Origin of the sequence: Kitasatospora sp. NPDC059462, assembly GCF_042749955.1 — a bacterium.
GTDB lineage: Bacteria > Actinomycetota > Actinomycetes > Streptomycetales > Streptomycetaceae > Kitasatospora.
Map to the genome: position 1 here is coordinate 22,489 of NZ_JBHYUU010000070.1, position 13,984 is coordinate 36,472.

Below are 13,984 nucleotides of genomic sequence, written 5' to 3' on the forward strand. Positions count from 1 at the left end.
CGCCGCTGGTCAGGCTGGACGGGTGCCGGGCCCGTCGTCGGAACGGGCCGGCCGCCCGACGAGGAGCGGAGCCCGCCATGCCCATCGACGCAGTCACCCAGGTCCCGGTACCGGGCAACGAGCCGGTGCTCGGCTACGCGCCCGGCAGCCCGGAGCGGGAGCGTCTGGTGCGCCGGCTGGACGACCTCGCGGCCGAGCAGATCCCGCTGCCGATGACCATCGGCGGCGAGCAGCGGTTCGGCGGCGGCGAGCGGATCGACGTCGTCCAGCCGCACCACCACGCGGCCCGGCTGGGCGTGCTCGGCAACGCCACCCGGGAGGACGCCCGGGCCGCGGTGGACGCCGCGCTGGCGGCCGGGCGGGAGTGGCGCTCGCTCTCCTTCGACGACCGGGCGGCGGTCTTCCTGCGCGCCGCCGACCTGCTGGCCGGGCCGTGGCGGGAGACGCTCAACGCGGCCACCATGCTCGGGCAGTCCAAGACCGCCCAGCAGGCGGAGATCGACTCGGCCTGCGAGCTGATCGACTTCTGGCGCTGGAACGTGCACTTCGCCCGGGAGATCCTGGCCGACCAGCCGGTCTCCTCGCCGGGGGTGTGGAACCGCACCGACCACCGCCCGCTGGAGGGCTTCGTCTACGCGATCACCCCGTTCAACTTCACCGCGATCGCCGGCAACCTGCCGACCGCGCCCGCGCTGATGGGCAACACGGTGGTGTGGAAGCCCGCGCCGGGCCAGACGCTGGCCGCGCACTACCTGATGCGGCTGCTGGAGGCGGCCGGGCTGCCGCCGGGGGTGGTCAACCTGGTCACCGGCGACGGGCAGCAGCTGTCCGCGGTGGCCCTCGCCGACCCCGCCCTGGCCGGGCTGCACTTCACCGGGTCCACCGCGACCTTCCGCTCGCTCTGGCAGACCGTCGGCGCCAACATCGGCGGCTACCGGGCGTACCCGCGGATCGTCGGGGAGACCGGCGGCAAGGACTTCCTGCTGGCGCACCGCTCGGCCGACCCGGAGATCCTCAAGGCGGCCCTGATCCGCGGCGCCTTCGAGTACCAGGGCCAGAAGTGCTCGGCGCTCTCCCGCGCCTACCTGCCGCGCAGCCTCTGGCAGCGGATCAAGGACGACTTCCTCGCCGAGGTGGACGCGCTGGCCGTCGGCGACGTCACCGACCTCTCGAACTTCATGGGCGCGCTGATCGACCGGCGCGCGTTCGAGAAGAACCGGGCGGCCATCGACCGGGCCAAGGCCGACCCGACGGTGGAACTGGCGGCCGGCGGCCAGTACGACGACGCGATCGGCTGGTTCGTGCGCCCGACCGTGCTGGTCTCCTCGGACTTCCGCAACGAGATGTTCCGCACCGAGTACTTCGGCCCGATCCTGGCCGTCCACGTCTACGAGGACTCCCGCTGGGACGACGTGCTGGGCCGGGTCGACGCGGGTGCGCCGTACGGGCTCACCGGCTCGGTGGTCGCCCAGGACCGCTACGCGATCGCGCAGGCGGTGGAGGCGCTGCGGTTCGCCGCCGGGAACTTCTACATCAACGACAAGCCGACCGGCGCCGTGGTCGGCCAGCAGCCCTTCGGCGGCGGCCGGGCGTCCGGCACCAACGACAAGGCGGGCGCCGCGCAGAACCTGCTGCGCTGGACCTCGGCCCGGTCGATCAAGGAGACGTTCGTCCCCCCGACCTCGCACGTCCACCCGCACATGGGCTGAGCGTCCACGCTCCGCCCACGGATCGCGCACGGCGTTCCGCGCGAAGTTTCGGCTTTCGGCGCAAACCGGCAGGCTGATTGGACAAGCTGTCCAGGACGGCTCGATCTTCCTGCAGGTTTGCGCCTGGTTGTCCCCTGACACCTTGGATTGATCCCGTTAGGCTGGCTGGCGTCGTCGGGTGGTTCCGCAGAGGCCAAACGTCTCGTCCTACCCGCTGCAGAGGTGTTCCATGCGCGCCTTGGGATCCTTTCAGCAGGACGGTGCGGCAGGATTGCGGGAGACCCCGGCGGTGCGAACAGAGACCACCACCGAGTCACGCAACGGCGCGCGACAGGAGCCAAGAAGTCATGCAGACCAAGCTGGACGCAGCCAAGGCCGAACTGCTCAGGAAGGCAGCAGCAGCCGCTGAGAACAGCCAGGTGGGGGGAGCGGCGCCGGGGGAGGGACTGAGCAACGGCGCTCTGTCCGCGTACCTGCACCACTACTACCTCCACACGGCGCCGGAGGACCTGGTCGACCGCGACCCGGTCGACGTCTACGGCGCGGCCGCCTCGCACTACCGCCTGGGGCTCAAGCGCCCGCAGGGCACCGCCGAGGTGCGGGTGCACACCCCCTCGGTCGAGGAGAACGGCTGGTCCTGCGGCCACACGGTGGTCGAGGTCGTCACCGACGACATGCCCTTCCTGGTCGACTCGGTGACCAACGAGCTGTCCCGCCAGGACCGCGCCATCCACGTCGTCATCCACCCCCAGCTGGTCGTCCGCCGTGACATCACCGGCAAGCTGCTGGAGATCCTCGACGTCGACGCCTGCGCCCGCAGCCAGGCCGCCGGCACCGAGTGGCCGGCCGACGCGACCGTCGAGTCGTGGATGCATATCGAGATCGACCGCGAGACCGACCGCGACGACCTGCGCGAGATCGAGACCAACCTGCGCCGCGTGCTCGGCGACGTCCGCGAGGTCGTCGAGGACTGGTCCAAGATGCGCGACTCCGCGCTGCGCCTGGCCGACGAGCTCGCCGAGCAGCCCCCGGCCGGCCTGCCCGAGCAGGAGGTCGGCGAGGCCTGGGAGCTGATGCGCTGGCTCGCCGACGACCACTTCACCTTCCTCGGCTACCGCGAGTACGACCTCGTCGAGCACGAGGGCGAGGAGGTCCTGCGGGCCGTCGCCGGCACCGGCCTCGGCATCCTGCGCTCCGACCCGGTCACCCGCGACGAGCAGCACCACGCCGTCAGCGAGGCCTTCGGCCGGCTCTCCGCGCCGGTGCGCGCCAAGGCCCACGAGAAGAAGCTGCTCGTCCTCACCAAGGCCAACAGCCGCGCCACCGTGCACCGCCCCGCCTACCTCGACTACGTCGGCGTGAAGAAGTTCGACGCCAACGGCGAGGTCATCGGCGAGCGCCGCTTCCTCGGCCTGTTCTCGGCCGCCGCCTATACCGAGTCGGTCGGCCGCATCCCGGTGGTCCGCCGCAAGGTCCAGGACGTCATCGCCGACTCCGGCTTCTCCACCGAGAGCCACGACGGCCGCGACCTGCTGCAGATCCTGGAGACCTTCCCCCGGGACGAGATCTTCCAGACCCGGGCCGCCGAGCTGCTCCAGATCGCCACCAGCGTCCTCTACCTCCAGGAGCGCCGCCGGCTGCGGCTGTTCCTGCGCCAGGACGAGTACGGGCGCTACTTCTCCGCGCTGGTCTACCTGCCGCGCGACCGCTACACCACCCGCATCCGGCTGCGCCTCATGGACATCCTGATGCAGGAGCTCAACGGCGCCTCGATCGACTACACGGTCTGGTCGACGGAGTCGGTGCTGACCCGTCTGCACTTCGTCGTCCGGGTCACCCCCGGCAGCGAGCTGCCGCAGCTGACCGACGCCGAGGTCGAGCGGATCGAGGCCAAGCTGGCCGAGGCCGCCCGGTTCTGGATGGACGGCTTCAACGACCAGCTGCACGTCGAGCTGGGCGAGGAGCGGGCCGCCGAGCTCTCCCGCAAGTACGCCAACGCCTTCCCCGACGGCTACCGCGCCGACTTCACCGCGCGCACCGCCGTCGCCGACCTCAAGCAGATCGAGTCGCTGCACGGCGAGGGCGACTTCCGGCTCAACCTGTACCAGCCGGTCGGCGCCGGCGACGACGAGCGCCGCTTCAAGATCTACCGGGTGGGCGGCCCGATCTCGCTCACCGAGGTGCTGCCGGTCCTCCAGCGCCTGGGCGTCGAGGTGCTCGACGAGCACCCCTACGCGCTGACCCGCTCCGACCACACCACCGCCTGGGTCTACGACTTCGGCCTGCGGCTGCGCGAGGCCGTCGAGCTCACCGACGAGGCCCGCGAGCGCTTCCAGGAGACCTTCGCCGCCACCTGGACCGGCAAGGCCGAGAACGACGGCTTCAACGAGCTGGTCCTCACCGCCGGGCTGACCTGGCGCCAGGCGATGATGCTGCGCGCGTACGCCAAGTACCTGCGCCAGGCGGGCTCCACGTTCTCCCAGGACTACATGGAGGACGCGCTCCGCAACAACACCCACACCACCCGCCTGCTGGTGAACCTCTTCGAGGCCCGGCTGAGCCCCAGCCACCAGCAGGGCGCGCTGGAGCTGACCGAGGGCATCCTGGAGGAGCTGGCCGGCGCGCTGGACGAGGTCGTCTCGCTGGACGAGGACCGCATCCTGCGCTCCTTCCTCCACCTCATCAAGGCGACCCTGCGGACCAACTTCTTCCAGCACGACGGCTCGGGCGCGTGGCACTCCTACGTGTCGATGAAGTTCGACCCGAAGGCCATCCCGGACCTGCCGGCCCCGCGTCCGGCGTTCGAGATCTGGGTCTACTCGCCGCAGGTCGAGGGCGTGCACCTGCGCTTCGGCAAGGTCGCCCGCGGCGGTCTGCGCTGGTCCGACCGGCGCGAGGACTTCCGCACCGAGATCCTCGGCCTGGTCAAGGCGCAGATGGTGAAGAACACCGTCATCGTGCCGGTCGGCTCCAAGGGCGGCTTCGTCGCCAAGCAGCTGCCGGACCCGTCGGTCGACCGCAACGCCTGGCTGGCCGAGGGCGTCGCGTCCTACAAGACCTTCATCTCGGCGCTGCTGGACATCACCGACAACCTGGTCGGCGGCGAGGTCGTCCACCCGGCCGACGTGGTCCGCCACGACGAGGACGACACCTACCTGGTCGTCGCCGCCGACAAGGGCACCGCGACCTTCTCCGACATCGCCAACGGCGTCGCCGAGTCCTACGGCTTCTGGCTGGGCGACGCGTTCGCCTCCGGCGGCTCGGCCGGCTACGACCACAAGGGCATGGGCATCACCGCCCGCGGTGCCTGGGAGTCGGTCAAGCGCAACTTCCGCGAGCTGGGCCACGACACCCAGAGCGAGGACTTCACCGTCGTCGGCATCGGCGACATGTCCGGTGACGTCTTCGGCAACGGCATGCTGCTCAGCGAGCACATCCGGCTGGTCGCGGCCTTCGACCACCGCCACATCTTCCTCGACCCCAACCCGGACGCGGCCGTCTCCTACGCCGAGCGCCGCCGCCTCTTCGAGGTGCCGCGCAGCTCCTGGGACGACTACGACAAGTCGCTGATCTCGGCGGGCGGCGGCGTCTTCCCGCGCAGCGCCAAGTCGATCCAGCTGTCGCCCCAGGTGCGGGCCGTGCTGGGGGTCTCCGACACCCGGCTCACCCCGGCCGAGCTGATGAAGGCCGTTCTCCAGGCGCCCGTCGACCTGTTCTGGAACGGCGGCATCGGCACCTACGTCAAGGCCTCCACCGAGACCAACGCCGAGGTCGGCGACAAGGCCAACGACGCCATCCGCGTCAACGGCGAGCAGGTCCGCGCCCGGGTCGTCGGCGAGGGCGGCAACCTCGGCTGCACCCAGCTCGGCCGCATCGAGTACGCCGCCAACGGCGGCCCCGAGGGCACCGGCGGCTGGATCAACACCGACGCCATCGACAACTCGGCCGGCGTGGACACCTCGGACCACGAGGTCAACATCAAGATCCTGCTCAACCAGGTGGTCGCCGACGGCGACATGACGGTCAAGCAGCGCAACACCCTGCTCGCCGAGATGACCGACGAGGTCGGCCGCCTCGTGCTGCGCAACAACTACGCGCAGAACGTGGTGCTGGCCAACGCGGTCGCCCAGGCGCACAGCATGGTCAACGTCCACTCCCGGATGATCAACCGCCTGGAGGCGGACGGCCGGCTCGACCGGGCCCTGGAGTTCCTGCCCACCGAGCGGCAGATCCGCGAGCGCCAGCAGAACGGCCGGGGCCTGTCCCAGCCCGAGATGTCGGTGCTGCTCGCCTACACCAAGATCACCCTGGCCGACGAGCTGCTCGCCACCGACCTGCCCGACGACCCGTTCTTCCGCACCGCGCTGCACGACTACTTCCCGAGTGCGCTGCGCGGCCGGTTCGCCGAGCAGATCGACCGGCACCCGCTGCGCCGCGAGATCATCACCACGCTGATCGTCAACGACACGATCAACCGTGGCGGCTGCACCTTCGCCTTCCGCCTGAAGGAGGAGACCGGCGCCACCTACGAGGAGGTCGCCCGCACCCACACCGCCGCCCGGGCCGTCTTCGGCCTGGAGGAGATCTGGTCGGAGATCGAGGGCCTGGACAACAAGGTCCCCGCCCGGGCGCAGACCAAGATGCGGCTGCACGCGCGCCGCCTCGTCGAGCGCGCCACCCGGTGGATGCTCAACAACCGGCGCCAGCCGCTGGACATCGCCGGCACCATCGAGTTCTTCCACGACCGGGTCAACCAGGTCTGGGGCTCGCTGCCCAAGCCGCTGCGCGGCGAGGACCTCGTCTGGTTCGAGAAGATCTACGGCGAGCTCACCGGGGCCGGCGTCCCGGAGGAGCTGGCCACCCGGATCGCGGGCCTGTCCTCGACCTTCCCGACCCTGGACATCACCGAGGTCGCGGACCGCTCCGGCAAGGACGTCGCCCAGGTCGCCGAGCTCTACTACGACCTCGCCGACCGCCTCCAGATCACCCACCTGCTCGACCGCATCATCGAGCTGCCCCGCACCGACCGCTGGTCGTCGATGGCCCGCGCCGCCATCCGCGAGGACCTCTTCGCGGCCCACGCGGCCCTGACCGCCGACATCCTGGCCTGCGGCCCCGACGACGCGGCCCCCGAGGAGCGCTACACGGCCTGGGCGGACCTCAACTCCACCCTGCTGAACCGCGCCAAGAGCACCCTCGACGACATAAGGGGTTCGGACAACTACGAGCTGTCCAGCCTCTCCGTCGCGATGCGCGTCATCCGCACCCTGCTCCGCACGGGCTCGATGCGCTGACCCCGGCCGGCACGGCAGTACGGCGGGCCCGCGTCCTCCCCCGGACGCGGGCCCGCCGTCGTGCTGTCCGGGCGCGGAACTCCCGGGGGCCCGCGGACAGGTGGAGGTGTGGAGTTGTCGCAGCGGGGACGGATACGGGATGGCGATCAGTGGGCGTTCGGGGAGCTGTTCGACGAGACGGCGGGTGATCTGTACCGCTACGCGGTGCGGTCCACCGGGGACTGGGCGGTCGCGGAGGACGTCGTCCAGCTGACCTTCCTGGAGGGGTGGCGGCTGCGGCACAAGCTGCGGGACGACGACGGGGCGGTGCGGCCCTGGCTGTTCGGGATCGCGGCGAACGTGCTGCGCAACACCGCCCGGACGGCGCGCCGGCACCGGGCCGCGATGGAACGGCTGCCGCCCCGGGAGACGGTGCCGGACTTCGCCGACGAGCTGGTGGGGCGGCTCGACGACAGCGCGCAGCTGGCCGCCGCCCGGCGGGCGCTCGGGCGGCTGCGCAAGGCCGAGCGGGAGGTGTTCGGGCTCTGCGTGTGGGCGGGGCTGGACTACGCGAGCGCGGCCGAGGCCCTGGGGGTGCCGATCGGCACGGTGCGTTCGCGGCTCTCGCGCGCCCGCACCAAGCTGCGCGCGCTTGCCGAGGAAGAGCTGCGGAACGGGCGGGAACCGCGCCCGGCCCCCGGACAGGTACGGGTTGGCCGCGTCGGAGCGGCCCGGTCGATACGGGAGACGAACCGATGAACGAGGACGAACGCGCCGAGCTGGACCGGCTGGTGCCGGGACCGGCGAGGCCCGAGCTCTCCGCCGACCGCCACCGGTTGTTGAGGGGACATCTGATGAGTGAGATCCGGGAGACGAAGCCCGCGCGGGCCCGTCGCGGCAGGCTCGGCTGGGTGGCGCTGCCCGCGCTGGCGGGCGGACTGGCGCTGGCGTTGGCGCTGACCAACGGCGGCGGCGACGGCGCCCCGGCGCCGCAGCAGCAGGCCCGGCAGGCTCCGCAGGACGCGCAGGCCCAGCCGGCCCCGCAGCAGAGCGCCGGCACGCTGAACGCCGCCCCGGTGGGGGCCGTCCAGCTGCTGAGCCAGGCCGCCGACACCGCGGCCGGCAAGCCCGACCCGAAGCCGGGCAAGGGCCAGTTCGTGTACGTGGAGAGCCTGGTGGCGTTCGGCAGCAGCAACATCGCCACCGGCGAGTCGAAGGTCGACCCCGCGCACCGCCGCCAGATCTGGCTGTCGGTGGACGGCAGCCAGTGGGGCGTGCTCAAGGAGGGGCAGGGGCAGGGCGGCAAGCCCAACGCCCCGGAGAAGGTCAAGCCCGGGGAGCCGGCACCGCGCGCCGACGGCGGCATGTGGCTCGACCCGAACACCAGGCCGGGCCTCAACGCCCCGACGTACGCGTACCTGGCCACGCTGCCGACCGACCCGGACGCGCTGCTGAAGAAGATCTACACCGAGACCAAGGGCATGGGCCCGGGCCCCGACCAGGAGGCCTTCGTGACGATCGGCGACGTGCTGCGCGAACAGATCGCCCCGCCGGCCGTCAGCGCCGCGCTCTACCGGGCCGCCGCGAAGATCCCCGGCGTCACCGTGGTGGACGACTCGGTGGACGCCTCCGGCCGGCACGGCGTGGCCGTGGCGCGCGTGGACGGCGGCATCCGCACCGAGTGGATCTTCGACCCGAAGACCCACGAGTTCCTGGGCGAGCGCACCGTGGTCGCCGCCGAGGGCAACGACTTCGGCAAGCCGGGCACCGTGACCGGCCACTCCGCCGTCCTCGCCAGCACCGTCGTCGACCAGCCCGGGGTGGAGCCCCAGCAGAAGAACGCCTGAGCCGTGACGGCTCCTTCGAGAGACAGGTGAAGCTGTGGGGCCCGGTGCAAGCGGGCCCCACAGCCGTCTCCGGGCGCGCCCCGGCGGTACGGCGCGTCAGGCCGCCGCGCGGGGGCCGGAATCGGCGCCGGCGAACGTCCCGCTCCTGACGGGCTCCGCCCGCGCCGTGGTCGCGGCGGGGCGGTCGGTCTCCTCCCCGTCGTCTTCCGTCCCCCGAAGCCTCAGCGGGCCGCCGCGCGTTGCAGGGCGCTGGCGAGGAGGGCGAGGTCGGTGGGGCCGTTGCCCAGTTCGCGGACGGGGCGGCGGGCGGGCGGGGCGCCGAGGGTGAGGGGGTCGATGGCGACGACGGTGGGGCGCAGGGTCGCGGTGCGGGGGATGCGGCCGCTGATGCGGGCGGTCTGGAAGGCGGTGACGCCGCCGTCGGGGAGGCGGAGGTAGCCGCGGCCGGGGGTGGTCTCGGGGAGGGCGGCGGCGTCGCCGAGGTGGATGAGGAGGTCGGAGTCGGCCGGGTCGTCGGTGCGCAGGGCGATGCGCAGCAGGGCGGCCTCGTCGACCTCGGTGCCGGTGGTCTCGTCGGGCCGGCCGGTGGTGACGGCGAGGTGCACGCCGAGCGGGCCTCCGCGGCGGGCGACGGCGGCGAGGGCGCGGGCCAGCGGCCGGCCGACCGGGGAGGTGGGGGAGAGCAGGGCGTCGTAGTCGTCGACCACGACGACGAGGCGCGGCGGGCACGGTCCGGCGGCCGGGGCGGCGGCCTGGGCGGCGGGGGAGTCGGGGCTGCGCGGGTGGATGACGCGGGGTCCGGCGGCCGGGGCGGCCGGGGCGGCCGGGGCGCCGACGGTGGCGGGGACCGGGACGGGCTCGCCGTCGAGGATGCGGGCGGCGTGCCAGGAGGCGAAGTCCAGCCCGTCGAAGAGCTGTTCGCGCAGCGCCAGCTCGTCCTCCAGCGCCTCGGCGGCGAGCAGCGCGGCGCGCGGGTCGGCGGCGGCGTTGACCCGGCCGGTGACGTGCGGCAGTTCGCTGCACCCGGCGAGGCCGTCCTCGGTGGCCCGCCCCTCGACGATGCTGACGGCGAGCCGTTCGGGCCGCTCGGAGGCGGCCAGCGAGGCGACCAGGGTGCGCAGCAGCTCGGTCTTCCCGGAGCCGCGGGCGCCGCCGATCAGCAGGTGGGGGCCGCCCGGGTCGGGGGAGGGGAGGGCGAGCTCGGGGTCGGCGAGGTCGAGCACGCACAGCTCGTCGCGGGTGGTGCCGAGCAGGGCGGTGGCGGCGCCGATGCCGCCGGCGTGCGCGGCCCAGCGGGCGGAGAGCTTGGCCGGGGTGACGGTGTCCAGCTGGAGCAGGTCGAGCAGGCGCAGCGCGTCCGGCAGCGGTCCGCGGTTGGCCGGGGTGGCCTCGCGCAGCGGGGCGAGGACGCGGGCGAGCCGTTCGGCCCAGGCGTCCGAGACGGCGTCCAGGGAGACCTCGTGCAGCGTCTCGCGGCCGCGGGTGACCGGCCCCGGGCGGTCGAGCGAGAGCTGGGTGCCGACCTCGCCGGTGATCAGCGCGGTGGCGCCGAGGCCGCGGGGCAGCAGCTCGGGCTGTTCGGCGAGGCAGACCGGGAAGATGCCGACGGCCGGGCCCTGGCGCAGCAGCAGGTCGAGCGCCAGCCGGGCGGACTCGGTGCCCGGGCGGCCGTCGACCACGACGACGGTGGCGGGGTGGCCGCCGAGGCCGACCGGGCCGCTGAGCCGGGCGGTGAGTTCGGTGAGCCGGGCGGTGGCCTGCTCGTCGTCGAGGCCGAGCAGCAGCCGGCAGTCCTGGCCCTCGGCGGGGCGCAGGTGGGGCAGCCACAGGGCCCAGGCCCAGGTGTCGGCGCGGTCCTGCGGGGGGCGGGCCGGGTCGGCGTCGACCACGACCAGGCTGAGCCCGGTCGGCGGGTGCAGGGCGGCGAGCTGGGCGACGACGGCGCGGGTGAGCGCGTCGAGGCGTTCGCGCGGGCCGCTGAGACCGAGGCTGCCGGCGGTCTGGAGGTCGACGGTGACCGGGACGGCGGGCAGCACGGTGCCGGGGGAGGTGCCGGGGCCGCCGGGCCGGTCGGCGGTGCCGAGCCGCAGGGTGAGCGCGTCGGGGTGGCCGGGGCCGCGCTCCCAGAGCCGGGGGCCGGGGCCGAGGGCGTTGAGCAGCAGGGTGGCGAGGTCGGGCCAGCGCTCGCGCTGGGCGGCGGCCTGCCGGGTGCGGACGGCGGCGTGGTGGCGCTCGGCGCTCTCCTCGGCCGGTTCGGCGGCGGAGCGGCCGAGCCGCAGCGAGAGCAGGCCGCGCCCGCGCCCGGCGGGCGGTTCGGGGGCGGCGGGCGGTTCGGCGGCGGGCGGCGCGGGGCGGACCGGGGCCGGGGCGGCGAGCTGGAGGTGGCCGTGGCCGTCGGGCAGCGCGGCGCGGACGGGCGCCCCGGCGACGTCCCGGGGTTCCGGGGCGGTGACCCGCAGGGTGGTCTCGCCGATCCGCAGCAGGCCGGTGCCGTCCAGCGGGACGGCCTCCTCGGGCGGGCCGGGCGGGACGATCCGGCCGTCGACGGTGGTGCCGTTGGTGGAGCCGAGGTCGCGGACGCCCACCGTGCCGTCGTCGGCGAGGTGCAGGGCGAGGTGGAGCCGGGAGACGTCGGGGTCGTCGACCGGGACGTCGGCCTCGCCGGAGCGGCCGACCCGGATCTCCCGGCCGTGCAGGCGGTGCACGCCGCCGGCGTCGGGTCCGCCGACGACGCGCAGCTCGGCGGCGGCCGGGGTGTCGTCCGGGTCGTCGGCGGTCGGGTCCGGCTCGTTCAGGGAGAGGACGGCGCCGTCGAGCAGCGGGGGGTGGCCGAGCAGCGTGTGCTCGTCCACCCGGTGCGCCCCGGCGTAGAGGTGCACATGGGTCGCCGCCCGTGGCCCGCGCACGCCGACCGCGCCCGCGAGGGCGCCCGCGAGGGCGCCGAGCGCGGTGCCGACGGGAGCGGTGACCAGCACGTCCACATAGGGGATGGCGGAGCCGGCGGCTGCCGGGCCGCTGCGCGGTCGGAGGACGGTCAGCCGGATCTGCATCTCGCCCGCGGTCCCTTCTGCTGGTGTGACGCCTTGTGCCGCTGCCTCGGGCCGCTGCGGGTGAGCGGGGATGGCCGCGACACCGCTTGGGCCACAAGAGTGGCGAGTGTCATCCTGCCATCCGTCACGGACAGTCCGCGCACCGTACCGGATTTGACGATCTTGCGATCATCGCCATGGTGGAGGCGACGGGGAATCAGGTCAACCGGCGCCCGGAAGGGCAGACCCCGCGACCCCCGTGGAACCGTCCGCGAACGCTCCGGGTCTTCCCGTAGGGGATGTCCCCCAACCCGGGCGAACGCCCCTGCCGGTCACCCCGAAAACGTCCACGGACCCCGTTAGAGTGGCCGGAACACGGGCCCGGCAGGCTCACCGCACCGGCGGAGGAGCGCCCCGCGCGGGCGGCACGACGAGGAGTGCGAGTGCGGCCAGTCGGCAGCAAGTATCTGCTGGAGGAGACCCTCGGACGGGGGGCCACCGGCACCGTCTGGCGCGGCCGGGTCCGCGCCGACGTCGAGGTGCCCGGCAGCGCGCCGGGGCAGCTGGTGGCGATCAAGATCCTTCGCGAGGAGCTCGCCGCCGACCCGGACGTGGTGATGCGCTTCCTGCGGGAGCGCTCGGTGCTGCTGCGGCTGACCCACCCGAACATCGTCAAGGTCCGCGACCTGGTCGTCGAGGGCGAGCTGCTGGCGCTGGTGATGGACCTCGTGGACGGCCCCGACCTGGCCCGCTACCTGCGCGAGCAGGGCCCGTTCAGCCCGATCGCGGGCGCCCTGCTGATGGCCCAGGTCGCCGACGCGCTGGCCGCCAGCCACGCCGACGGCATCGTGCACCGCGACCTCAAGCCGGCCAACGTGCTGCTCGCCACCGCCGTCGTCGACGCGACCGAGCAGATGCACCCGATGCTGACCGACTTCGGCATCGCCCGGCTCGCCGACTCCCCGGGGATCACCCGCAGCCACGAGTTCGTCGGCACCCCCGCGTACGTCGCGCCGGAGTCCGCCGAGGGCCGGCCGCAGACCTCCGCAGTGGACGTCTACGGCGCCGGGATCATGCTGTACGAGCTGGTCACCGGCCGCCAGCCGTTCCAGGGCGACAGCCCGCTGGCGATCCTGCACGCGCACCTCGCCCAGGAGCCGCAGCGGCCGTCGACCATGCCGGAGCCGCTCTGGACGGTGATCGAGCGCTGCCTGCGCAAGGACCCGGCGCAGCGGCCGAGCGCGGTGTCGCTGGCGGGCGCCCTGCGGGTGGTCGCGGCGGGGGTGGGCGTGCACGCCTCCCCGGCGGCCGTGGACGCGGCGCTCGCCGTCGGCGCGCTGCTCGCGCCCGACCCGCAGCCGGCCGCCGTGCCGGGCGCGCCGGTGGGCGTGCCCGGGGGACTGCCGGGGGACGTGCCGTCCGGCGCCGAGGACCGCACCCAGGTGCTCCCGGCCGGCCAGCAGCCCGGTCAGCAGGGCCGGCCCGACCAGGGGCAGCAGTACGACCCGGCGGCCGCGACCCGGGTGATGGGCACCCAGCCGCCCCCGTTCGACCCGGCGGCCGCGACCCGGGTGATGCCGCCCGCCGCCGTGCCCCCGCCCCCGCCCGGCCCGCCGCAGGCCGAGACCCCGCACCCGTGGCAGACCCAGCTGCGGGCGGCCCGGGACCGCAACCAGCAGACCGAGATCGCCTACTTCGGGCCCGAGGACTTCGAGGCCCCGCCGGTCGCGCCGCCGCCCTACCAGGCCGGAGCGGCCGGCGGGCGCCCACCCCAGGGCGCCCCGCAGGGCTACCAGCAGCCGGGCCGGCACCAGGGCCACCCGGGTCAGCACCCCGGCCAGCAGCCGCCCGGCGGCTACCGGCAGGCCCCGCCGCCCGGCTACGCCCAGCGCCCCCCGGTCGCCCCGCCGCCCTACCAGTCCGGCCAGGGCGGGCCGGGCGGACCGTCCGGGCAGGGCGGACAGGGCGGACAGGGCGGCCACGGAGGCCGCCCGCAGCCGCCCGGCGGCTACAACCAGCCCCCGCAGCCGGCCCCGCCGTACGGCGGCCGGCAGCGGCAGCAGCAGCCCCCGGCGGCCCCGCCGCACCCCGCCCCGCAGCAGGCGGCCCCCGCCGCCCCGCCGCGC

Annotated in this window: 6 protein-coding genes; 5 read left to right on the top strand and 1 reads right to left on the bottom strand. The window is 74.3% G+C overall.

Annotated features, from left to right (window positions below; genetic code table 11):
* Positions 1 to 83 precede the first annotated feature (83 nt).
* The 4 genes from pruA to ACFXAM_RS19285 all read left to right on the top strand — a co-directional run bounded on the left by pruA (position 84) and on the right by ACFXAM_RS19285 (position 8,829).
* On the top strand, positions 84 to 1,709 hold the full coding sequence (gene pruA, locus ACFXAM_RS19270; protein WP_380292721.1) for an L-glutamate gamma-semialdehyde dehydrogenase: 1,626 nt from the start codon (positions 84 to 86) through the stop codon (positions 1,707 to 1,709).
* 347 nt (positions 1,710 to 2,056) lie between these two features.
* On the top strand, positions 2,057 to 7,003 hold the full coding sequence (locus ACFXAM_RS19275) for an NAD-glutamate dehydrogenase (protein WP_380292709.1): 4,947 nt from the start codon (positions 2,057 to 2,059) through the stop codon (positions 7,001 to 7,003).
* 108 nt (positions 7,004 to 7,111) lie between these two features.
* Positions 7,112 to 7,741 (top strand): RNA polymerase sigma factor, encoded by a 630-nt coding sequence (locus ACFXAM_RS19280; RefSeq protein WP_380292711.1) that lies wholly within the window; start codon positions 7,112 to 7,114, stop codon positions 7,739 to 7,741.
* Positions 7,738 to 8,829, top strand: coding sequence for a CU044_5270 family protein (locus ACFXAM_RS19285; protein ID WP_380292713.1), 1,092 nt, complete (start codon positions 7,738 to 7,740; stop codon positions 8,827 to 8,829). The genes ACFXAM_RS19280 and ACFXAM_RS19285 overlap by 4 nt, the downstream gene beginning before the upstream one ends.
* Positions 8,830 to 9,050: 221 nt before the next feature.
* Here the strand turns inward: ACFXAM_RS19285 and ACFXAM_RS19290 are convergent, their stop codons facing one another.
* Positions 9,051 to 11,879 (bottom strand): FtsK/SpoIIIE domain-containing protein, encoded by a 2,829-nt coding sequence (locus ACFXAM_RS19290; RefSeq protein WP_380292715.1) that lies wholly within the window; start codon positions 11,877 to 11,879, stop codon positions 9,051 to 9,053.
* 422 nt (positions 11,880 to 12,301) lie between these two features.
* On the opposite strand from ACFXAM_RS19290, the gene ACFXAM_RS19295 reads away from it, so the two are divergent.
* On the top strand, positions 12,302 to 13,984 hold a 1,683-nt coding region (locus ACFXAM_RS19295; RefSeq protein WP_380292717.1), incomplete at its 3' end, for a protein kinase.